At 68.5% G+C, this 22007-nt stretch carries 21 protein-coding genes; 12 read left to right on the top strand and 9 right to left on the bottom strand.

All coding sequences use genetic code 11. The features are described from left to right. Nucleotides 1–12: 12 nt before the first annotated feature. Entirely contained in the window at nt 13–1299 is a 1287-nt protein-coding gene (locus AVR91_RS39495; protein WP_016337181.1) for a PhoH family protein, read from the bottom strand. Between the two features lie 730 nt (nt 1300–2029). On the opposite strand from AVR91_RS39495, the gene AVR91_RS39490 reads away from it, so the two are divergent. Further along, entirely contained in the window at nt 2030–2278 is a 249-nt protein-coding gene (locus tag AVR91_RS39490) for a hypothetical protein (RefSeq protein WP_016337182.1), read from the top strand. Nucleotides 2279–2338: 60 nt separating this feature from the next. Here AVR91_RS39490 and AVR91_RS39485 read toward each other — a convergent pair whose 3' ends face one another. Next, entirely contained in the window at nt 2339–3115 is a 777-nt protein-coding gene (locus AVR91_RS39485) for an isoprenyl transferase (RefSeq protein ID WP_037306485.1), read from the bottom strand. A gap of 131 nt (nt 3116–3246) precedes the next feature. Between AVR91_RS39485 and trhA the strand changes: the two genes are divergently transcribed. From trhA to AVR91_RS39470, 3 genes are all read left to right on the top strand, one after another. Further along, nucleotides 3247–3888, top strand: a complete 642-nt coding sequence (gene trhA, locus AVR91_RS39480; RefSeq protein WP_037342457.1) for a PAQR family membrane homeostasis protein TrhA — start codon at nt 3247–3249, stop codon at nt 3886–3888. A 455-nt stretch (nt 3889–4343) separates the two neighbouring features. Next, the gene (locus tag AVR91_RS39475; protein WP_063823237.1) at nt 4344–4715 is read left to right on the top strand and encodes a pyridoxamine 5'-phosphate oxidase family protein; all 372 of its coding nucleotides are present in this window, start codon (nt 4344–4346) and stop codon (nt 4713–4715) included. A gap of 38 nt (nt 4716–4753) precedes the next feature. After that, the gene (locus tag AVR91_RS39470; protein ID WP_063277611.1) at nt 4754–5500 is read left to right on the top strand and encodes a potassium channel family protein; all 747 of its coding nucleotides are present in this window, start codon (nt 4754–4756) and stop codon (nt 5498–5500) included. Here AVR91_RS39470 and AVR91_RS39465 read toward each other — a convergent pair. The 3 genes from AVR91_RS39465 to AVR91_RS39455 form a co-directional block, all read right to left on the bottom strand. Beyond that, nucleotides 5457–7343, bottom strand: a complete 1887-nt coding sequence (locus AVR91_RS39465) for an acyl-CoA dehydrogenase family protein (RefSeq protein WP_063277612.1) — start codon at nt 7341–7343, stop codon at nt 5457–5459. The two genes, AVR91_RS39470 and AVR91_RS39465, sit on opposite strands and share 44 nt — an antisense overlap. 65 nt (nt 7344–7408) lie before the next feature. Continuing rightward, the gene (locus AVR91_RS39460; protein ID WP_063277613.1) at nt 7409–8764 is read right to left on the bottom strand and encodes a glycoside hydrolase family 28 protein; all 1356 of its coding nucleotides are present in this window, start codon (nt 8762–8764) and stop codon (nt 7409–7411) included. A 69-nt stretch (nt 8765–8833) separates the two neighbouring features. Continuing rightward, the gene (locus AVR91_RS39455) at nt 8834–9394 is read right to left on the bottom strand and encodes a hypothetical protein (protein ID WP_063277614.1); all 561 of its coding nucleotides are present in this window, start codon (nt 9392–9394) and stop codon (nt 8834–8836) included. A 155-nt stretch (nt 9395–9549) separates the two neighbouring features. Here AVR91_RS39455 and AVR91_RS39450 point away from each other — a divergent pair, with 155 nt between their 5' ends. Next, nucleotides 9550–10017 carry a hypothetical protein gene (locus tag AVR91_RS39450; protein ID WP_063277615.1) on the top strand — a complete coding sequence of 156 codons (468 nt, stop codon included), beginning with the start codon at nt 9550–9552 and terminating at the stop codon, nt 10015–10017. On the opposite strand, the gene AVR91_RS39445 is transcribed toward AVR91_RS39450, so the two are convergent. After that, nucleotides 9998–12016 (bottom strand): thioredoxin domain-containing protein, encoded by a 2019-nt coding sequence (locus AVR91_RS39445; protein ID WP_063277616.1) that lies wholly within the window; start codon nt 12014–12016, stop codon nt 9998–10000. The genes AVR91_RS39450 and AVR91_RS39445 overlap by 20 nt on opposite strands. 63 nt (nt 12017–12079) lie before the next feature. Here AVR91_RS39445 and AVR91_RS39440 point away from each other — a divergent pair, with 63 nt between their 5' ends. Both AVR91_RS39440 and AVR91_RS39435 read left to right on the top strand, forming a co-directional pair. Continuing rightward, complete coding sequence (locus AVR91_RS39440; RefSeq protein ID WP_063277617.1) at nt 12080–13447, top strand: 3' terminal RNA ribose 2'-O-methyltransferase Hen1; 1368 nt, start codon at nt 12080–12082, stop codon at nt 13445–13447. Next, the gene (locus tag AVR91_RS39435) at nt 13444–15936 is read left to right on the top strand and encodes a polynucleotide kinase-phosphatase (RefSeq protein ID WP_063277618.1); all 2493 of its coding nucleotides are present in this window, start codon (nt 13444–13446) and stop codon (nt 15934–15936) included. Before AVR91_RS39440 ends, AVR91_RS39435 begins: the two co-directional genes overlap by 4 nt. A gap of 72 nt (nt 15937–16008) precedes the next feature. Here AVR91_RS39435 and AVR91_RS39430 read toward each other — a convergent pair whose 3' ends face one another. Both AVR91_RS39430 and mca read right to left on the bottom strand, forming a co-directional pair. Next, the gene (locus tag AVR91_RS39430; RefSeq protein WP_063277619.1) at nt 16009–16338 is read right to left on the bottom strand and encodes a hypothetical protein; all 330 of its coding nucleotides are present in this window, start codon (nt 16336–16338) and stop codon (nt 16009–16011) included. Beyond that, entirely contained in the window at nt 16339–17232 is an 894-nt protein-coding gene (mca, locus tag AVR91_RS39425; protein ID WP_063277620.1) for a mycothiol conjugate amidase Mca, read from the bottom strand. 146 nt (nt 17233–17378) lie between these two features. Between mca and AVR91_RS39420 the strand changes: the two genes are divergently transcribed. The 3 genes from AVR91_RS39420 to AVR91_RS39410 all read left to right on the top strand — a co-directional run bounded on the left by AVR91_RS39420 (nt 17379) and on the right by AVR91_RS39410 (nt 19421). Next, nucleotides 17379–17834, top strand: coding sequence for a DUF4307 domain-containing protein (locus AVR91_RS39420; protein ID WP_063277621.1), 456 nt, complete (start codon nt 17379–17381; stop codon nt 17832–17834). Between the two features lie 199 nt (nt 17835–18033). After that, nucleotides 18034–18534: a transcription elongation factor GreA gene (gene greA, locus AVR91_RS39415; protein WP_016337198.1), complete on the top strand. Its 501-nt coding sequence runs from the start codon at nt 18034–18036 to the stop codon at nt 18532–18534. 83 nt (nt 18535–18617) lie between these two features. After that, complete coding sequence (locus AVR91_RS39410) at nt 18618–19421, top strand: MBL fold metallo-hydrolase (RefSeq protein WP_063277622.1); 804 nt, start codon at nt 18618–18620, stop codon at nt 19419–19421. On the opposite strand, the gene AVR91_RS39405 is transcribed toward AVR91_RS39410, so the two are convergent. Beyond that, nucleotides 19418–19891 carry an Lrp/AsnC family transcriptional regulator gene (locus AVR91_RS39405; protein WP_038508367.1) on the bottom strand — a complete coding sequence of 158 codons (474 nt, stop codon included), beginning with the start codon at nt 19889–19891 and terminating at the stop codon, nt 19418–19420. The two genes, AVR91_RS39410 and AVR91_RS39405, sit on opposite strands and share 4 nt — an antisense overlap. Nucleotides 19892–20013: 122 nt before the next feature. Between AVR91_RS39405 and hppD the strand changes: the two genes are divergently transcribed. Beyond that, on the top strand, nt 20014–21213 hold the full coding sequence (hppD, locus tag AVR91_RS39400; protein WP_063277673.1) for a 4-hydroxyphenylpyruvate dioxygenase: 1200 nt from the start codon (nt 20014–20016) through the stop codon (nt 21211–21213). Nucleotides 21214–21424: 211 nt separating this feature from the next. Beyond that, nucleotides 21425–21982: a YbaB/EbfC family nucleoid-associated protein gene (locus AVR91_RS39395; RefSeq protein WP_063277623.1), complete on the top strand. Its 558-nt coding sequence runs from the start codon at nt 21425–21427 to the stop codon at nt 21980–21982. The last annotated feature ends 25 nt before the right edge of the window (nt 21983–22007 follow it).

Raw genomic sequence — 22007 nt, 5'->3', positions numbered from 1 at the left:
CATGACATGCGCCTAACCGTGGTCCTCCAGCATTTCGGTGACGAGCGCCGCGATCGGCGAACGCTCGGAGCGGGTCAACGTGACATGCGCGAACAGCGGATGCCCCTTGAGCTTCTCGATCACCGCGGAAACGCCGTCGTGCCGCCCGACCCGCAGGTTGTCGCGCTGCGCGACGTCATGCGTGAGCACGACCCGCGAGGCCGTGCCCAGCCGCGAAAGCACGGTCAGGAGCACGTTGCGCTCCAAGGACTGCGCCTCGTCGACGATGACGAACGTGTCGTGCAGCGACCGGCCGCGGATGTGAGTCAGCGGCAGCACCTCGAGCATGCCGCGGTCGAAGACCTCGTCGAGGACGTCCTGGCTGACCAACCCGCCGAGGGTGTCGAACACCGCCTGCGCCCAAGGCTGCATCTTCTCGCTCTCGGAACCGGGCAGGTAGCCCAGTTCCTGGCCGCCGACCGCGTACACCGGCCGGAACACGACCACCTTGCGGTGCTGGCGGCGTTCCATCACCGACTCCAGCCCCGCGCAGAGCGCGAGCGCCGACTTACCCGTCCCGGCCCGTCCGCCCAGCGAGACGATGCCGACGTCGGAGTCCAGCAGGAGATCCAGCGCCACCCGCTGTTCGGCCGACCGGCCGTGCAGCCCGAACGCCTCCTTGTCACCGCGCACGAGCCGGATCCGCTTGTCGGCGGTGACCCGGCCCAGCGCGCTCGAACTGCCCGCGAGCAACCTCAACCCGGTGTGACAGGGCAGTTCACCGACCTCGGGCATCCCGAATTCCGCCGGATCCACCGAAGACCCGCTGAACAGCGCGTCGACGAGGGTCTGCGGGACGTCCACGTCCGCCATGCCCGTCCAGCCCGAGGGCGTCACCTCCTGCGCGCGGTACTCGTCGGCTTCGAGGCCGACGGCTCCCGCCTTGACGCGCAAGGGGATGTCCTTGGTCACCAGCGTGACCGACGCGCGTTCCGCCGCCAGATTGAGCGCACAGGCGAGGATGCGGTGGTCGTTGGAGTCGGTGCGGAAGCCGACCGGGAGCACCGTGGGATCGGAGTGGTTCAACTCCACCTGCAGGGTGCCGCCGTGCTCACCGATCGGGATCGGCGCGTCGAGCCTGCCGTGCTGACGACGCAGGTCGTCGAGCATGCGGAGCGCTTCGCGCGCGAACCACCCCAGTTCGGGATGGTGACGTTTCGCCTCCAGTTCACTGATGACGACCAGCGGGAGCACGACCGCGTGTTCGGCGAAACGGGTCACCGACCAGGGGTCAGAGAGCAGGACCGACGTGTCGAGCACGTAAGTGGACCGCTGGGATTCGGGCGAGATCGAGGCTTTCTCCGGGCCAGAGGCACCGGTCGAAGAACGGCCAGAGGCCTTGCGGGGTGAACGCTGCGCAGTCACGACGGCATCTCCCTCGTGGGCGTGGCACCACGCCCGCACTCGCTGGGCCGGGCACCTCCCTGGCTAACCGCTCCTTCCAACGTCTTCCGACGTCAGTCGGCACGGCCGCGAGGGCCGGGTGCCGGCCCCCTCGTGCATCCACTGGGCGGCTGTGCCGCCCTGTCGACAACCGCCACGACCAGGGCCTCCCGCGAGAGTCCGCATGGGACGCGAACCCTCACTTCCGGAAGGTACCTGCGTCCGGCCGATCGCGCAGGCAGCCACCACGGTGATTCGCCAAACCGTCATCTCACTGTCAGTCGCGTGACATCAACACCTGGTCACCGTCACGGTATGTAGTGATGATCTCCATTCAGGGACGCTCGTCGATGCGACCCGGATGGATTAACGCGACGCAGGGCGTTCACCTGATGGGATCGAGGGTTCTACCACGCTTGGTAGCGGGCCGCATTTTGTGACCGAGACAGAGAACCGGACCGAGTGAAACGCGCCTTTTCGGCCTCACACAATGGGCTTACGCAACGGTCACAACTCCTGAATAGCGAGTAATTTTCTCACTGCGGGACACCCCCACCGGATTTCGGTGCCCCCGATCCCTGAATATCTCTACCAAGGAGTGTGCGAAGTGCTGAAGAAGGCTGGTTTCGTTTCCGCCGTCGCCGCGGGCATCATGATGGTCGGCGGGACCGCGTTCGCCGCCACTGGGGACACCTCCGGCACCCCGGACCCGACGTTCGGCGACGCCTACAACACCTTCATCGAGGGCGGCGGCGCGCTGGGCTACGGTGCCGCTTCGCTGGTCGCGGGTGCCTACACGGGCATCGCCACCACCCCGGCCCTGATCCTCCACTCGCTGGAGCACCACCACCACTGATCCTCAGTGAAGACGTCGAAGGCCCCGGAGTGCACGCCGGGGCCTTCGTCATGTCACCGGTCAGGAACCGAAGCGCCGGTGCCGCCACGCGTAATCGCGCATGGCGCGGAGAAAATCGACGCGGCGGAATGCGGGCCAATAAGCTTCGGTGAACCAGAATTCAGAATGCGCCGATTGCCAGAGCAGGAATCCGGAAAGCCGCTGCTCACCCGAGGTACGGATAATCAGATCCGGATCGGGCTGGCCCGAGGTGTACATGTGTTCGGAAATATGGTCGACGTCCAGGATCTTCGCGAGTTCGCGGATCGAGGTGCCTTCGTCGGCGTGCTGGAGCAGGAGTTTGCGGACCGCGTCGGCGATCTCCTGACGCCCTCCGTAACCGACCGCGACGTTGACCTCCATCCCGGAGCGCCCCTCAGTGCGCTCCGCGGCCGCGCTGAGGGCCTTCGCGACCTCCGGCGGCAGTAAGTCGAGGGCTCCCACGATGCGGAGCCGCCAGGGCGTGTGCGGCGCGGCGAGTTCGTCGGTGACGTCGGTGATGATCTTCAGCAGCGGGCTGAGCTCCTCGGCCGCGCGGCCGAGGTTGTCCGTCGAAAGCAGCCACATCGTGACGACCTCGACGTCGGCCTCGTTGCACCAGCTCAGGAAGTCGGCGATCTTCTTGGCCCCGGCCCGGTGCCCGTCGGCGACGTCCGTGAAGCCCGCTTCGCGCGCCCAGCGGCGGTTGCCGTCCAGCATGATGGCGATGTGGCGTGGATGGCGCCCCTTGGCCTGCTGGATCAGGCGCCTGCCGTAGGCGCTGTACACGACGTCTGACAAGAAGGACCGAAGACTCACGCCAGTGGAGACTAGTCACCCCGCGGGCCCCAGTGGGACGCGCCACGGACACTGGCGAAAAACCTACGGTGCCGTAACCTGAGTGAGTGAGCGTTGCGACCGAACCCCAGCCGTCCGGCCCCACGCCCGTGGTGGACACGCGTCCTCGATTGCGTGGGCACATCCATTTCTGGTCCTTCTTCGGCGCTGTCGCCGGAGCCGCGACCCTCATCAGTCTCGCGGCGTCCACTGTGTCGGGTATCGCCGCTTTGTCCACTTCGGTCTACGGCCTGACCGTGCTCGGCGTCTTCGGCGTCAGCGCGCTGTACCACCGTCGCTTGTGGAGCCCACGAGCATACGAATGGATGAAGCGCGCCGACCATTCGATGATCTTCCTGTTCATCGCCGGCACCTACACGCCGTTCACCCTTCTGGCCATGTCCCAGCCGACCGGGTACATCGTGCTCGCGATCGTGTGGGGCGGCGCGATCGGCGGGGTCACCCTGAAGATGCTGTGGCCGAACGCGCCACGCTGGCTGGGCGTGCCGATCTACATCGCGCTGGGCTGGGTCGCCGTCTTCGTCCTGCCCGAACTGGCCACGCACGCCGGCGTCGCGGCGCTCGTCCTGCTCTGCGTCGGCGGGCTGTTCTACACACTGGGCGCGGTGTTCTACGCGGTCAAGTGGCCGAACCACTTCCCGGACACCTTCGGGTACCACGAGTACTTCCACGCCTGCACGGTTCTCGCCGCCGTTTCGCACTACATCGCGATCTGGCTGGCCATGTACGCCTAGCCTCGCGTGGGGTCGTGAGTGGTGATTCGGGTTCGAACCTGAACCTGCCCTGGGTACCTACTAGCGGTCTTGCGTGATTGGACGGACGACACACGTGATCCGACGGACGACACGCGTGTCTGGACGGACGACTCACGGCGAAAGCTTTGCCGCGAGCGTGTCGTCCGTCTGATCACACGTGCCGTCCGGCTGATCACGCGAAGCCACCGATCGGTACAGGCGGTCGTGAGTGGCGATTCGGGTTAGAACCCGAATCGCCACTCACGACCAGTTGCCAGTCCTCGGCATACGTCCTCCCCACGAGGTCGATCGGCCGAGTACATCGGTTGCGCGGCGGAAACTCGATCACCGGAGCGAGCCGATCGCCCGGTGACCAGGACGGACACACGCGTGTTCCCTCTGGCACAAGAAAGTGCCTTCTTCCGGCGCCCAGGAACCCCAGCCATGATCGCCGCATGGCCAAGAACGCACCGCCCCGCCGCCTCGACGACGCGGCCCTCAGCGACTTCATCGCGGAACACACCTTCGGCGCCCTCGCGACCGTCAAGCGTGACGGCCGCCCGCATCTCTCCACAGTCCTCTACGCGTGGGACCCCGAGACGCGCGAGATCCGGATCAGCACGACCGAAGACCGCCTCAAGGTCAAGCAGTTGCGCAACAACCCGACCGCCTCCCTCTACGTCTCCAGCGATGACCACTGGAAATTCGCCGTCGTGGAAGGAAAGGCGGAACTCTCCGAAGTCACGCGGACACCCGAAGGCGAGCGAAGGCTCTACATCACCCTCAAAACCGACAAACTCTATGGAACGGCCCTCGACATCGCTTAACGTACGCACCTGGGAAAGGCCAGGTGAGGAGACGTCCGATGTGGGAAAAGCGGATGGAGTGGCCGCTCAACGCCGCCGCCGTACTGTTCCTGGCCGCGTACGCCTGGCCGATCCTCCAGCCCTCGCTCGGGCACACCGGGCGGGTCTGGTGCGAGGTCGTCACCTGGCTCGCGTGGGCGGTCTTCGCCCTGGACTACGGCGTCCGCCTCAAGCACGCCGAGGACAAACGGCTTTTCCTGAAGAACAACCTCTTCGACCTGCTGATCATCGTGCTCCCGCTGATCCGGCAGCTGCGCCTGCTCCGGCTGGTCACGGTGCTCAACGTCCTCAACCGCAACGCCGGCCTGTCGCTGCGCGGCCGCGTCGTGGTCTACACGGTGGGCGCGACGGCGCTCATCGTGTTCTGTTCGGCGCTCGCCGTGCTCGACGCCGAGCGCACCCAGCCCGACGCGCCGATCACCGACTTCCCGGACGCGGTGTGGTGGTCGATCACGACGATCACCACGGTCGGCTACGGCGACCGCTATCCCGTCAGCGGCACCGGCCGGATCGTCGCGGTCGGGCTCATGGTGGCCGGGATCGCGCTGCTCGGTGTGGTCACCGCGACGCTCGCGTCGTGGCTGATCCGCCGGGTCACCGAGGCCGACGAGACCGCGCAGGCCGTGACCCGCGAGCATCTCGACGAGCTGACCCGCGAGGTCAAGGCGTTGCGGGCCGAGCTCGCAGAGCAGCGCGCCGAGGTCAGTCCCGCAGCATCGGAGCCGCTAGGTACGGCTCGGGGATAGCGAAGGCGTCCACGAGGGTCCGCGCGTGCGGGCGCAGGTCGGCGCACAGCGCGTTCACCGCGGCGGTGACGGCCTTCGAGCGCCCGGAGGTCAGGCGCCCGTGTTCGAGGAACCAGCCGCGGTCCGCCTCGATGTTCGCGAGCGCGTAGAGGTCGCAGACCCGCTCCAGCAGCTCACGGGCCTCCGCGTCGGCACAGCGCTCGATGGCGTCGACGAACGCTTCCAGCACCACCCGGTCGACGTGCACCCGCCCGGCGCGCAGCACGTGATCCTGCGCGTCGTTGAAGACGCCGAAGGGATCCGAGCCCGCCTTACGCAGGCGCTGCGCGACGCCGGCAAGTACATGCTCTTCGCGGTCTTCGAACAGCTTCAGGTGCCATTCGCGCGAGTAGAGCACGTCGCCGTCGTCGGCTTCGGTGAGCCGCTCGACGACCTTGCGCGCGGACGTCCGTTCGATCACGGCCTCGACGAGCTGCTCCGCCACGAACCGCGCGGTCGCGAGCGGGCTGAGATCCTGGAAGTGGTCCTTGTAGCTGGTCAGCAACCCCTTCGCGACCAGCTGCAGCAGCACGGTGTTGTCACCCTCGAAGGTGGTGAAGACGTCCGTGTCGGCCTTCAGCCCGGCGAGCAGGTTCTCCGAGAGATAGCCGGAGCCGCCGCATGCCTCTCGGGCCGCCTGGATGGTCGCCGTCGCGTGCCAGGTCGAGACGGCCTTGATCCCGGCGGCGCGCGATTCCAGCTCTCGCTGCTCCTCCTCCGGCGCGTCCTCGGCGATGTCGTGCAGCTTCGAGACGAGCCCTTCCTGCGCGAAGTGCAGCGCGTACGACGTCGCCAGCGCGGGCAGCAGTTTCCGCTGGTGGGCGCGGTAGTCGAGGATCACGACCTCCTCGCCGTCGGGCCGCGCGAACTGCCGCCGCTGCTCGCCGTAGCGGATCGCCAGCGCCAGCGCGCGTTTCGTCGCGCTGCCGGCGCTGCCCGCGACGCTGACCCGGCCGCGGATGAGCGTGCCGAGCATCGTGAAGAACCGGCGGCCGTCGCTGTCGATCGGGCTCGTGTATGTCCCGTCTTCGGCGACGTCACCGAACCGGTTGAGCAGCGCCTCGCGCGGAATCCGCACTTGGTCGAACGTGAGCCGCCCGTTGTCGACGCCGTTGAGGCCCGCCTTGCGTCCGCAGTCCTCGATTTCGACACCACGCGCCTTCTCGCCGCGGATCGGCACCAGGAACGCGTGCACCCCGCGCGACTCGTCACCGGTGATCAGCTGCGCGAACACCACCGCGAGTTCGCCGTCGCGGGCGGCGTTGCCGATGTACTCCTTCATCGCGCCGTGGTCCGGCGTGTGCACGACGAATTCGCGCGTCGCCGGATCGTAGGTGGCGGTGGTGCGCAGATGCTGGACGTCCGAGCCGTGCCCGTGCTCGGTCATCGCGAAACAGCCCAGCAGCTCCAGATCCTTGATCTCACGCAGATACCGTTCGTGGTGGCGTTCGGTGCCGAGCAGCTGCACCGCCCCGCCGAACAGGCCCCATTGGACACCGGCCTTCACCATCAGCGAGAGATCGCCGAAGCCCAGCATCTCGAACGACGTCAACGCGCCGCCGACGTCTCCGCCACCGCCGTACGCCGGGTCGAAGCCGAGCCCCGGCCGGTCGGTGCGGGCGAGCAGCCGCAGCCATTCGAGCACCTGGGCGCGATGCGCTTCGGTCTCGACATCGACCGGGTCTTCGAAGACCTCAGCGGCCATCTGTTCACGGACCGCGCGGCGGAGCCCGGCCCACCGTCCATCGAGGACGGTGGTCAGCACGTCCGGGTCGATCTTCGCGGGAAGTCCTGGTGTGTCCACGATTCCTCCGATGCGGTGCGGTCTGCGTTCAGCGTGCCGCACCGCATCGGGAAGTGCAGGACGAATCAGACCGGTTCCCCGTTGATCGTCGTGTTCTCGAACCGCAGGTCGTCGACGTGTTTCAGGGTGTTCTCCGTGTTCGCGACGCCGTCGAAGCGGCAATCACTGACCCGCAGACCCCGAACGTGTGAGTTGGGCAACCCTCGGACGTTGAACGCCGCTTGCCCGCATTTCGTGCTTCGGGAACGGCTGAGGGTGAAGGGCCCGAACCGGGGGACGTACGCGCCGGTCTGTCCGTTGTAGTCCGGCAGCACGTACACGACCGAGCGGACGAACGTGCCGGAGACGTGAGCGAGGTTCACGTTCTCGGTGAACCCGCCGCGCAAGGTGTTCGACTTGACGTACAGCCCGTACTTCGTCTCGCCGGTGACGGTGAGCTTGTGCGCGTAGACGTTCCGGATGCCGCCGGTCTGTTCGCTGCCGCAGGTGATCGCGCCCCAGTTGCCGTCCATCACGCAGTTCGCGACGACGATGTTCTGGCACGGCACGCCGATCCTGCGGCCGTCGGCGTCCCGGCCCGATTTCAGCGCGATGTTGTCGTCGTGCGCGCCGAGGTGGGAGTTCACGATCACGACGTGGTCGCAGGACTCCGGATCGCAGGCGTCGGTGTTCGAGTGCGCGGTGCTCGCGTCCGTGCGGACGCCGTCGATCGTGACGTTCCGGCACAGCGTGGGATGCAGCTGCCAGAACATCGGGTTCTTCAGCGTGATCCCTTCGATGAGCACGGTGTCGCACGAGTACGGCTCGACGAACGTGGAGCGCATGGCGTGCCCGGAGCCGGGAACGATCCGCCGCTCCGGCGGGATTCCCTTGGCCACCAGCGATTCCAGGTATTCGCGATCCTTGCCCTTGTTCCAGGACGCCGTGCCCGCCGCGCCGAGGGTGCCCTTGCCGGTCACCGCGATGTTGGATTCCTTGTACGCGTAGATCATCGGCGACCGGTTCACGCACTCGATGCCCTCGTAGCGGGTGAGCACGTTCGGGAACTTCGAGGCGTCGGAACCGAAGGCGAGCACGGCGCCCGCCGCGAGATGCAGGTCCACGTTGCTCTTGAGGTACACCGCACCGGTGACGAAGGTGCCCTTCGGCACGACGACGTGCCCGCCGCCGCACGCGTTGGCCGTCTCGATCGCCTTCCTGATCGCCGCGGTGTTGTCGGTCTTCCCGTCACCCCTGGCGCCGAAATCGAGCACCGGGAAGATCCGGTCCGGGAAGACCGGCCGTTTCGTCCGCGCGACGATGTCTTCGGCCGCGGGCCAGGGCAGGGCCGGGGCCGCCGAGGCGGTGGGCGCGAGCAGTGGGCTCGCGGCCACCACGAGACCGCCCTTGATCAGCCGACGCCGGGAGAATCTGCCGTCCATGACGCCTTCTTTCGCAAGAGGACTTCGGTGAAGACGGCGGAATCCCGACTCTACGGGCGGACCCCGGCCTCAGGAAAGATCCGGTCCCTGTGAGCGGAGATCGTCGACCTTGGTCATCGCCTCCCGGAGCTCGGCCAGCCAGGCGTCCGCGTGCTCCCCGACCAGCCGGACCGCCCAGGCGAGTGCCTCCGACCGCGACCGGGCGACCCCCGCGTCGACGAGGGTGTCGAGCACCAGGCGTTCCGGCTGCCGCAGCCTGGTCATGACCGGTGCCGAATGCGTGGTGAACAGCCGCCGCGTGCCGCCGAGGCTCGCGCCCCAGGCGACCTTGCGCTGATAGCGGTGCTCGGCCTGGCGCGCGATCTCGATCCGCTCGTCGCGGGTTTCCTCGCGGAACCGGCTGATCCGGCCGTCCTCGGCCGCCGCGCGGGCCGCGTCGTCGGCGTACTCGCCGGTGAGCGGCTGGAGTTCACCGACGATGACGATCTCTTCCCGATCCACCGTGACCTCGGGGTCGGCGGTGAACCAGCCGTCGGGGAGCCTGCCGCCGAACCACGCGGCCGCGTCGTCCGCCGCCGGGATGTCCGCCTGCTGCCAGCCGCCCCGGCCCTTCCAGCTTCCGCGTCCCATCTGACCCGCCTCCTTAATTACATGATTACAACGCTACTGACGCTACGCCCGCAACAGCTGAAACTCACGTGTGTTCTCCCCCGGCGAAACCCGGGGCAACCTGATGACCTGCGCGGACGTGTTCCTCCTAGCAGCCGACGAGGAAGGGGAACCTCATGCTGAAGAAGGTCATGATCGGCGCTCTCGTACTCGGAGCCGCCCAGCTGGCGGTGGTCGGGCCGGCCGCCGCGGCCACCGATCCCAGCTGGTACCTCGGCCCGACCCCGCTCGGGCCGGGCGAGCAGATCTACGCCGAAACGAGGGCGGGCGCGGGCGGTTGTGTCCCGGCGGGCCCGGTGACTTCGCCGGGGCTCGCCGAATCGATCGGCTGGACCATCGGCGGGAACTTCGGGAAATACGGCGGATACGGGCGCGTGGTGAAGACGCCGGGCAAGTACGTCGCGACGCTCAGCTGCACGGACGGACGCAAGTCGACCCGGACGTTCACGGTGACCGGAGTCCCGCCGTCCAGCACCACGAAGCCGCCGAAACCCACTCCGAAACCGAAGCCTCAGGTCACCGTGAAACCGGCAGGCGCACCGCAGACCGGCGGCGGCTTCGCCCCTATGGCGTGGGATTGGTGAGCTGAGACCGCAGGTCGCCGGCGGTGGTGACGGGCCGCTCGCAGACGTAACCGCGGCACACGTACGCGGCTGCGGCGCCATCGACCAGGGGCCGATCGGCCAGCAGCGGCACCCCGTCGGCATCCGGAGTCCCGCTCACGACGACGGCACCGTCTGGCAGCGACGCGACCGCCGCGGCCAGCAAATCCGCGCGTGAAGCGGCGTCCGGCCCGACGACGGCGACCTGCACCGGACCGGCAGCGGCGGCTTCGGCCACGGTGAGCCAGTGCCCGGCGAACCGCGGCGCGTGGGCGGCGAGCCGTCCCGCCCGGGCGAGCGCCTGCTCGGCCGCCTCGCGGTAGCGGCCCACCCGGTCGTGCCCGGCCAGGACCGACGCCGTCAGCAGGGCGTTCGCCAAGGCCGAGGCTCCCGACGGGCTCGCGTTGTCGGTCGGGTCGGAAGGCCGCTGCACCAGGACTTCCGCGTCGTCGGCGGTGTCGTAGTACGCGCCCGCCGAGTCCGGGACGCCGAAATGGGCCAGCGCCAGGTCCAGCAAGGTGACGGCGTCGGCGAGCCACCGCGGCTCGCCGGTCGCCTGGTGGAGTTCGAGCAGCCCCTCGGCGAGGCACGCGTAGTCCTCCAGCACCCCGGCCGTCGTGCCGACGACGCCGTCGCGGGAGGTCCGGCGCAGGCGTCCGTCCACGAAATGGGTGTCCATCAGGAAGGCCGCCGCGCGAGCCGCCGCTTCGATCCACTGTGGACGATCGAGCCGCGAGCCCGCCTTGGCGAGCGCGCCGATCGCGAGCCCGTTCCACGCGGCGATCACCTTGTCGTCGCGGGCGGGCTGCGGTCGCTCGTTTCGCGCGGCCAGCAACGCACGGCGAACTCGCTCATAACGCGTTTCGTCCTCTGGATGCGGTTCGCGCAGCCGCAGCGTCGAGGCGCCGTGCTCGAAATTGCCCCGCTCGGTCACCTGGAACAACTCGGCCGCCCAGGCACCGTCCTCCTCGCCGAGGACTTCGGTGAGCTGCGCGGGCGTCCAGACATAAGTGAGCCCTTCGACGCCATCGGTGTCCGCGTCGAGCGACGCGGCGAAACCGCCCTCGGCCGTCCCGAGGTCGCGCAGCAGGAACTCCGCCGTCTCCTCGACCGCCCGCCGCGCGTACTCGTGCCCGGTCACGCCGTGGAACTGCGCGTAGAACCGCAGGAGCAAACCGTTGTCGTACAGCATCTTCTCGAAATGCGGCACTTCCCAGCGCGCGTCGACCGAGTACCGCGCGAAACCACCCGCGAGCTGGTCGTTGAGACCGCCCAGCGCCATGGCCTCGGCGGTGTGCCCCACCATGGCGAGGTCAGCGCCGGTGCGCTCGTGGTGGCGGAGCAGGAAGTTCAACGCCATCGTCGGCGGGAACTTCGGCGCTCCCCCGAATCCGCCGTTCCCGGTGTCGAACTCCTTGCGCAGCGTGGCGACCGCGGCGTCCAGCGCCGCACCGTCCACAACGGACTCGGGCAGCGGCCCGCTCTTCTCCGTGAGGTGGGCGATGATCTGCCGGGCGCCGGAACGCAGCTCGTCCGGGCGCTCGCCCCAGGCCTCGGCGACCGCGACGAGCAGCTGCGAGAACGACGGCATCCCCGGTCGCGGCGACGGCGGATAGTAGGTGCCGCAATGGAACGGCTCCCCCTCCGGCGTCAGGAAACACGTCATCGGCCAGCCGCCCTGACCGGTCATCGCCTGCGTGGCCGCCATGTACACCGAGTCGATGTCCGGGCGCTCCTCGCGGTCCACCTTGATGTTGACGAAGTTCGCGTTCATCAGCGTCGCGGTGGCTTCGTCCTCGAAGGACTCGTGCGCCATGACGTGGCACCAGTGGCAAGCGGCGTAGCCGACCGAGAGCAGGATCGGCACGTTCCGCCGCTTCGCCTCCGCCAGCGCCTCCTCACCCCAAGGCCACCAGTCCACCGGGTTCTCGGCGTGCTGCAGCAGGTACGGACTGGTCGCGGCCTTCAGGCGGTTCGACATGTCACCAGGGTCGCATGCGGAAAAGCGGGCGCGCAGAACGGCCGTCTGCGCGACACTCGTCCGGTGCTCTTGACCATCACCACCACCCGGAACCCGGCCACCGACCTCGGCTTTCTCCTGCACAAGCATCCGGAGAAGGCGCAATCGCTCACGCTCTCGGCCGGGACGGCGCACGTCTTCTACCCGGAGGCGTCCAACGAACGCTGCACCGTCGCGTTGCTGGTCGAGATCGACCCGGTCGACCTCGTGCGCGGTGGTGGCACGTCGCTGACCCAGTACGTCAACGACCGTCCGTACGCGGGCGGCTCGTACCTGGCGGTGGCGCTGCGGGCCGCCTTCACCACGGCGCTGGCAGGCCGGTGCGCGAACCGGCCGGAACTCGTCGACGAGCGCTTCGACCTGGAGATCCGGGTCCCGTCGCTGACCGCGCGCGGCGGCGCCGAGGTCGTCCACAAGCTCTTCGAACCGCTCGGCTGGCAGGTCGAGGCGAAGGTCATCCCGCTCGACCCCGAGTTCCCGCGGTGGGGCGATTCCCGCTACGTCGACCTCCGGCTGACCGGCACTCAGCGCGTCGTCGACGCGTTGCGGCACCTGTACGTCCTGCTGCCCGCCCTCGACGGCGACAAGCACTACTGGATCGGCCAGGACGAAGCGGACAAGCTGCTGCGTGTCGGCGAAGGCTGGCTCGCCGCGCATCCGGAACGCGACCTGATCACCAACCGGTACCTCGAACGCCGTCGCCCGATCGTCTCGTACGCGCTCGACCGGCTCGCCGAGGCGGACGACGTGCCCGCCGAAGCCGAGGCCAGGGTCACCGAGCAGCCGGACCGGCCCGAACCGCTGGCCGTCCAGCGTCAGGGCAGTGTGCTCGCGGCGCTCCGGGCGGCGGGCGCGCGGCGCGTGCTCGACCTCGGCTGCGGTGGTGGCGCGTTGCTGCGCGTGCTGCAGAAGGAGCCGTCGTTCACCGAAATCGTCGGTGTCGACGTGTCCGCGAGCGCGCTCGACATCGCCGAAAAGCGACTGAAGGACAAGTCGCGGATCACCCTGAAGCAGTCCGCGCTGACCTACGCGGATCCGTCGCTGGCCGGCTACGACGCGGCCGTGCTGATGGAGGTGATCGAGCACGTCGACGAGGAGCGCCTTCCCGCGCTGGAGCACGCCGTGTTCGGGGTCGCCGCGCCGCGGACGGTGCTCGTCACGACGCCGAACGCCGAGTACAACCGGCACTTCGAATTCCTCGGAGAAGGCCGGTTCCGGCACGCCGACCACCGTTTCGAGTGGACACGCGAGCAGTTCCGCACGTGGGCCGAAGGAGTCGCGGCACGGCGCGGCTACGACGTCCGCCATCTGCCGGTGGGACAGGAGTCCCAGGAATCAGGACCGCCGACCCAAATGGCGGTCTTCACGTCTCGGAAGGAGGCCATGGCATGAAACTGACCATTCCCGACATGTCCCTCGTCGTGCTCGTCGGCGCCTCCGGCTCCGGTAAGTCGACCTTCGCGCGGACGCATTTCGCGCCCACCCAAGTACTGTCCAGCGACTACTTCCGCGGCCTGGTGGCCGACGACGAGAACGATCAGAGCGCCTCGGGCGCCGCTTTCGACGTGCTCCACTACGTCGCGGCGAAGCGGCTCGAAGCGGGACGGATCACCGTCATCGACGCGACGAACGTCCAGCGCGCGTCGCGGGCGAGCCTGCTGAAGCTGGCGAAGGAGTACGACGTCCTTCCGACGGCGATCGTGCTGGATCTGCCCGTGAAGGTCTGCCAGGAACGCAATGAGGCCCGGCCGGACCGCGACTTCGGCGAGCACGTCGTCCGGCGTCAGCGCGGTGAACTGCACCGTTCGCTGAAGTCGTTGGAGCGCGAAGGTTTCCGTCGCGTGCACGTGTTGCGGAGCGAGGCCGAGATCGCCGAAGCGGAGATCGTCGTCGAGCCGCTGCGCAACGACCGTCGCGACCTGACCGGACCGTTCGACGTCATCGGCGACGTCCACGGCTGCCGCGAGGAACTTGACGAACTGCTCACCGAACTGGGGTACGTCGACGGCGTGCACCCGGAGGGACGGACCGCCGTGTTCGTCGGCGACCTCGTCGACCGCGGCCCCGACACGCCGGGCGTGCTGCGTCGCGTGATGGCGATGGCCGAGGCGGGCAGCGCGCTGGTCGTCTGCGGGAACCACGAGCAGAAGCTGGTCCGCGCGCTGAACGGGCGCAACGTCAAGACCACGCACGGCCTCGCGGAGTCGTTGGAGCAGCTTTCCGCGCAGGACGAGGAGTTTCGCGCGAAGGCGCACGCCTTCTGCGAAGGACTCATCGCGCACTACGTCCTCGACGGCGGCAACCTCGTCGTCGCGCACGCGGGCCTGCCCGAGAAGTTCCACGGGCGCGCGTCCGGCCGGGTGCGGAGCACCGCGCTGTACGGCGACACCACCGGCGAGACCGACGAGTACGGCCTGCCGGTGCGATTGCCGTGGGCGCGCGACTACCGCGGCAAGGCGATGGTCCTTTATGGACACACGCCGACGCTGGAGCCGGAGTGGATCAACGGGACCATGTGTCTCGACACGGGCTGCGTGTTCGGCGGCAAGCTGACCGCTTTGCGTTACCCGGAACGGGAAGTCGTCTCGGTGAAGGCGAAGAAGGTCTGGTACGAGCCGGCCCGGCCACTCGAACCGGCGCGGCCGCTGGGCGGACGCGAGCCCGCGGTGCTGGAACTGGGCGACGTCACCGGGAAACGGATCGTCGAGACCCGGCACCACGGCCGGGTGGGGGTCTCCGCCGAACAGTCGGCGGCGGCGCTCGAGGTGATGAGCCGCTTCGCCGTCGACCCGCGCTGGCTGCCGTACCTGCCGCCGACCATGGCGCCGTGTTCGACGTCCGCCGCGGACGGCTACCTCGAACATCCCGAGGAGGCGTTCGCCGAGTTCCGCGCGGCGGGTGTCGATCACGTCCTGTGCGAGGAGAAGCACATGGGCTCGCGGGCCGTCGTGCTCGTGTGCCGTGACGACGACGTGGCTCCCGCGCGGTTCGGGATCCACGGGCCCGGCGCGATCTACACCCGCACCGGCCGTCCGTTCTTCACTCCGGACCAGAACGCGCGGCTGCTCGCCGATGTGCGCGAAGCGGCGTCGGAGCTGTTCGAGGAACTGGACACCGGCTGGCTGCTGCTCGACACGGAGTTGCTGCCGTGGAGCGCGAAGGCCGGGTCGCTGATCTCGGGCCAGTACGCGGCCGTCGGCGCGGCGGCGCAGTCCGTGCTGCCCGCCGCCGTCGCGTCGCTGGACGCGGCCGCCGCTCGCGGGATCGACGTGTCGGAACTTTTGGCCCGCACCCGGACTCGCGAGTCCACTGTGGACGCGTACCGGCAGGCGTACCGGCGTTACTGCTGGCCGACCGACGGCCTCGACGGCGTCCGGCTGGCACCGTTCCAGCTCCTGGCGTCGGAGGGCCACGCGTACCACGACCGGCCGCACGAGTGGCATCTCTCGCTGCTGGACCGGCTCACCGGCGACCGGTTCACGCGGACGCGGACACTGGCCGTCGACACCACCGACCCGGCTTCGGTCGCACGCGGCGTCGAGTGGTGGCTGGAGCTGACCGGCGCGGGCGGCGAGGGCATGGTCGTCAAACCGGCGGCGAACCTGACGCGCGGCGCGCGCGGGTTGGTGCAGCCCGGGGTGAAGGTGCGCGGGCGCGAGTACCTGCGGATCATCTACGGGCCGGACTACACGCTGCCGGCGAACCTCTCGCGCCTGCGCAAGCGGGGGCTCAACCGGAAGCGGGCACTGGCGTCGCGCGAGTACGCGCTGGGACTGGAGGCGCTGGAGCGGCTGGCGCGCGGGGAACCGCTTTGGCGGGTGCACGAGTGCGTGTTCGCCGTGCTGGCGCTGGAGTCGGATCCGGTCGATCCGCGCCTCTGACGCGCTTTGGAAATGCCATGAACGGTCCGTTCCTTGCAAAATTTGCAAGGAACGGACCGTTCATAGCAGCGCTCAGTCGGACTTGGCGGTCGGTTTCTCGGCCTTCGCGACCGGCTCGCTCTCGGCCTTCGGAGCCTCGGTGGCTTCCGAAGCGGGAGCCTCCTCCACGGGAGCGGCGGGCTCGTCGAAGCTCTCCGGCAACCGCTTCAGGTGCTTGGTCATCGACCGCACCAGCAGCGCGACGGCGATCAGGAACAGGATCAGGATCAGGAAACCCACCGGCGACGACTTGCCGAAGTCCTCACCTTGGCCGCCGTTGTCGCCGTTGCCCGGCTGCTGCGCCAGGAACTGCGACGACACCGTCACCGGAACGACGGCGAACGCCGGCACCACGAAACTCATCTAGCCCTCCTTCAAGCCGGCGAACAGATCGTCCTCCGGCAGGGTGCTGTCCACCAGTGAGCGGACCAGCTCGTACTCCTCGGTCGGCCAGACCTCGCGCTGCAGGTCGCGCGGGACGGCGAACCAGCGGCTGTTCGGGTCGATCTGGGTGGCGTGCGCCTTGAGCGCCTCGTCACGCTGCTCGAAGTACTCGCCGCATTCGACGCGCGTGGTCACCCGCTCCATGACGTCGGCCTTGTCCGGGTCCCACGACTTGAGCCACTCCTCGTACGGCGACTCCAGGCCGCGCGCGAGCAGTGCCTCGTGGAACACGGTCATCCTGGCGCGCGAGAACCCGTGCACGTAGTACAGCTTCATCGGCTGCCACGGCTCGCCTGCCTCCGGGTACCGCTCCTCCTCGCCCGCGGCGTCGAAGGCCGCGACCGAGATCTCGTGCGTGCGGATGTGGTCGGGGTGCGGGTACCCGCCGTTCTCGTCGTAGGTGACGATCACGTGCGGGCGGAACTCGCGGATGACCTTCACCAGGGCACCGGTGGACTCTTCGAGCGGGATGACCGCGAACGAGCCCTCGGGGACCGGCGGAAGCGGGTCGCCCTCGGGCAGGCCCGAGTCGACGAACCCGAGCCAGGTGTGGCTCACACCGAGGATCTTGGCCGCGCGGGCCATCTCCTCCCGGCGGATCTCGGTCATGTTGGTCAGTACTTCGGGACGGTCCATGGCCGGGTTCAGCACACTGCCCGCTTCGCCGCCGGTGCAGGTCACGACCATGACCTCGTGCCCTTCGGCGGCGTACCTGGCCATGGTGGCGGCACCCTTGCTCGACTCGTCGTCGGGGTGCGCGTGCACCGCCATCAGGCGGAGGCGTGACTTCGGCGGTTCATCGGCAGACACCATGCTCCGAACGTCCCCTTCTCGTTCCCTATTCCCCTCCAGACCCTGCCTGACGGGCCGCCCGGCCGGGCGCGGATACTCGAGGGGAACCACTCGCATACGCCCCCATTGTCCCTGCGAGCACGACGACACCAACCGGGAGGCCCGGGTTGAGCACGGGACAGGACGCTCCCACCGCGGAAAACACCCGGACGGACGTGCCGGGAGATCGGTACGGCAAGACCCGTGCCGCGAAGCCCGCCCGCTGGCGGCGGCTGGTGTTCGGCGTGATCGCGCTGCTGGTCAGCGGCGGAATCGCCTATGTCGCGTACACGAACTTCGGCAGCGCGCCCATCGAGGGCGAACGCGTCTCGTTCGACGAGAAGCCGGGTGACGCGATGGAGATCACCATCAACGTGACCAGGGACGATGTGAACCGGCCCGGCGTGTGCGTCGTCCGGGTCCGTGACAAGGCCGGCGCGGAAAGCGGCCGTAAAGAGGTCCTCGTTCAGCCTGGTTCGAAGAACAGCCGGGTGACGACCACCATCAAGAGCATCGGAAAGCCGGTCACGGCTGATATCTTCGGGTGCTCATACGACGTACCACGGTACCTGTCAAGGCCATAGCGGCCAACGGGGTGAAACAGGCGCCCAACGCCGAGGCGCGACCGAATTCCACCGGCGGCGATACCTCGCGCCGTGTTACTCTGATCTACCGGCACGGCCCAAGACGGGCCGTGTTTTTCCTTTATCTCAGCCAGGCCGGCGCGCCATGCCGGTCCGGTGGCCGGCTTGTACACCCAAGCCTGGCAGGCCCTACTAGGAGATGGTGACCGTGAGCGACACAAAGGTGACCTGGCTGACCCAGGATGCCTACGACAGGCTCAAGCAGGAACTCGACCACTACATCGAGCTCCGCCCGGTCATCGCTGCGAAGATCAACGACAGCCGGGAAGAGGGCGACCTCAAGGAGAACGGCGGCTACCACGCCGCCCGTGAGGAGCAGGGCCAGCACGAGGCCCGCATCCGCCACCTCCAGGAGCTCCTCCGCTCGGCCAAGGTGGGCGAGCCGCCCGCCAACGACGGCAGCGCCGGACCGGGCAAGGTCCTCACCGTGCGTTACGACGGCGACGACGAGGACGAGAACTTCCTCTTGGCGACCCGCGAAGAGGGCACCGAGGGCGACCTCGACGTCTACTCGCCGGAGTCCCCCCTCGGCAAGGCGCTGCTCGGCGCCAAAGAGGGCGAGACCCGCGAGTACGAGCTGCCCAACGGCAGCATCCAGAAGGTGACCCTCGTCAAGGCCGTGCCGTACACCGGCAAGTGAGCCACTCCGCGCGCCCGGCCCGATATGGCCGGGCGCGCATATGAGCCGTTAGCGTGACCTCCGGAGAATTCTGGAGGGAAACGATGAGCGAACACCCCATCTGCGTCGCCTGCGGCATGCAGTACGCGGAACCCCGGTCCGACTGCCCGATCTGCGAGGACGAACGTCAGTACATCCCGCAGGCCGGGCAGCGGTGGACCGATCTGAACGCCGTCCGCGCGAGCGGGACGTATCAGGCACGTATCGAGGAGCAGGGCCCCGGCCTCATCGGGGTCGGGTCCACTCCCAACTTCGCCATCGGCGAGCGCGCGCTGCTGGTCAAGGCTGAATCCGGCAACTTCCTGTGGGACTGCGCGGGCTTCATCGACGACGACCTCGTCGCCAAGGTCCGTGACCTCGGCGGGCTCACCGGCATCGCGATCAGCCACCCGCACTACTACACCACCATGGTCGAGTGGGCCCACGCCTTCGACGCGCCCATCTACCTGCACGAGGGCGACCAGCAGTGGATCGGCAGGCCGGATCCGGCGATCAAGCTGTGGAGCGGGACGACCCTCGACGTCGCCCCCGGCCTGCGGCTCATCAACCTCGGCGTGCATTTCGCCGGCGGCACCGTGCTGCACTGGCCCGCCGGGGAGAACGGCCGCGGCGCGGTGCTCTCGGGCGACATCCTGCAGGTCATCCCCGACCGCCGCTTCGTCGGCATGATGTACAGCTACCCGAACCTGATCCCGGAGCGCCCCGAGGTCGTCCGCCGCGCGGCCGAACTGCTCGAACCGTACGCGTTCGAGGCGATCTACGGCGCCTGGTGGGACGCGATCATCCGCACGGACGGGCATGAGGCCGTCCAGCGGTCGGCGAAGCGGTACCTGAGCCAGGTGGGCTAGCTCCTCGCCAGCCGTTCGAGCAGCGGCCGTACGCGCGGCGGAACCGGCGTCGACAACGCGATCGACGTCGACGTCCGCCGCACGTACGGCGCGCCGACCACCTCGTCCACCACGCGCTGCAGGTCGTCGTTGTTGCGCGCCACCATCCGCACGAAGAGATCGCCCTGCCCGGTCGTCGCGTGGACCTCGCAGACCTCGTCGATGGCGGACAGCGCCTCCGCGACCTCGGCCCGGCGGCCCTGCGCGATCTCCAGCACGGCGAACGCGGTGAGGCCGTATCCCATCGCCGCGAGGTCGAGTTCGGGCGGGAACCCGCCGAGGATCCCGCGTTCGGTCAGCCGGTCCAGCCTCGCCTGCACGGTGCCCCGCGCGACGCCGAGACGGCGGGCGCATTCGAGCACGCCGAGCCGGGGCGAGTCGGTGAGCAACAGCAGCAGCCGCGCGTCCAGTGCGTCGAGCGCTTCCGACATCGGGCCTACCTCCTGAACAGGTTGTCCACTTTGACTGCGTCTACCCCTCGTCGACTGGTCATAGTGCGCAGTGAAATCTTTGACCGTTGCACATTTTGTCACGTGCTCCGATGCTTCAGGGCATGACGCACACAGCGGAACCCCAGGGTGCTCTTGACGACGTGAGCTACGACCAGCTGCGTCAGCTCGTCGGCCTCGTCGACCACGACTCGTCGACCGATCCCTTCCCGGTGAAGTCGATGGACGCGGTGGTCTTCATCGCGGGCAACGCCACGCAGACCGCGTGGTTCTACCAGGTCGCGTTCGGTATGCAGCTCGTCGCGTACTCCGGTCCGGAGACCGGGAACTTCGAGCGCAAGTCGTTCGTGCTGAAGTCCGGCTCGGCCCGCTTCGTGATCACCGGCGGCGTCCAGCTCGACTCCCCGCTGCTCGACCACCACCGCCGTCACGGCGACGGCGTGATCGACCTCGCCCTCGAAGTCGCCGACGTCGACCGGTGCATCGAGCACGCCCGCGCGCAGGGCGCCACCGTGCTCGAGGAGCCGCACGACGTTTCCGACGAGCACGGCACCGTGCGCGTCGCCGCGATCGCGACCTACGGCGAGACCCGCCACACGCTGGTCGACCGGTCGAAGTACACCGGCGTCTACCTGCCCGGCTACGTGCCGCGCGAGAGCGCCATCGTCCGCCCGGAGGGCGCGCCGAAGCGGCTGTTCCAGGCCATCGACCACTGCGTCGGCAACGTCGAACTCGGCAAGATGGACTACTGGGTCGACTGGTACCGCCGCGTCATGGGCTTCGTGAACATGGCGGAGTTCGTCGGCGACGACATCGCGACCGAGTACTCGGCGCTGATGAGCAAGGTGGTCTCCAACGGCAACCACCGCGTCAAGTTCCCGCTCAACGAGCCGGCGGTCGCGAAGAAGAAGTCGCAGATCGACGAGTACCTCGAGTTCTACGGCGGCGCGGGCTGCCAGCACATCGCGCTGGCCACCAACGACATCGTCACGACGGTGAAGGCGATGCGCGCGGCCGGTATCGAGTTCCTCGACACCCCGGACTCCTACTACGAGGACCCGGAGCTGCGTGCGCGGATCGGCGAGGTCCGCGTGCCGATCGAGCTGCTCAAGGAGAACCGCATCCTGGTCGACCGCGACGAGGACGGCTACCTGCTGCAGATCTTCACCAAGCCGATCGGTGACCGCCCGACGGTGTTCTACGAGCTCATCGAGCGGCACGGTTCGCTCGGCTTCGGCAAGGGCAACTTCAAGGCCCTGTTCGAAGCCATCGAGCGTGAGCAGGAGCGTCGAGGCAACCTCTGACCCCGGCAGTCCGCAGGGCGTGAAAGGGCTCTTCATCGCACTTCGTGTGGTGAGGGGCCCTTTCGCTGCGTGACGAGGCAGACTTTGTCGTCCCGGGGTGGTACACCGGACGAGCACTAGGCTGTTCGACGAAAATGCGCCAACACCGGAACCGGTGGCGTCTTCGAACCGTCAGTGTGAAGACGTCATCACGCAGCTTGGAAGGGTCCCGATGCCGGACAACGTCGACGCCAGCGAACGCATGGTGGACAACTGGACGAAGCAGATCCAGGAGACCGCCGCGCGCTATCAGGCGATGGCCGCCCGCATGCAGGGCCAGACGGTGACCGAGCGGTCGAAGGACAACACCATCGAGGTCACCATCGACTCGAAGGGCCTCCTCACGAACCTCGTCATCTCCGAAGCCGCGAGCGGCAAACGGATGGCGGAGGTCTCGGCGCAGGTCATGCGCCTCGTCCAGCTCGCGCAGTCGAGGATCCCGGAACTGCTGCAGGCGGCGATGGCCGAGACCGTCGGCACCGGTGACGAGACGGCGAACAGGGTGATCGCGGAAGCGCAGAGCACCTTCCCGGAAGCTCCGCCGGAGGAGGACCTCGCACCGCCGGAGCCCGAGCGGCACCACCGCTTCGGTCCGGAGGAGGACGATCCGGCTCCGCCGCCCGCGCAGGCGAACCCGCCCCAGAATCCACCTCAGCCGAAGCCGATCCCGCGCCGCCGCCGCACGCAGGACGACGATGACGACGACTTCGGCGGCAGCATTCTTTCGTAGTCGTTCCATCCGGCCTGGTAGAGGG

This window comes from Amycolatopsis keratiniphila subsp. keratiniphila (assembly GCF_001620365.2).
Taxonomy (GTDB): Bacteria; Actinomycetota; Actinomycetes; order Mycobacteriales; family Pseudonocardiaceae; genus Amycolatopsis; species Amycolatopsis keratiniphila.
Note: the sequence above shows the minus strand (reverse complement) of the source record. Positions and strands in the feature narration are given on the sequence as shown.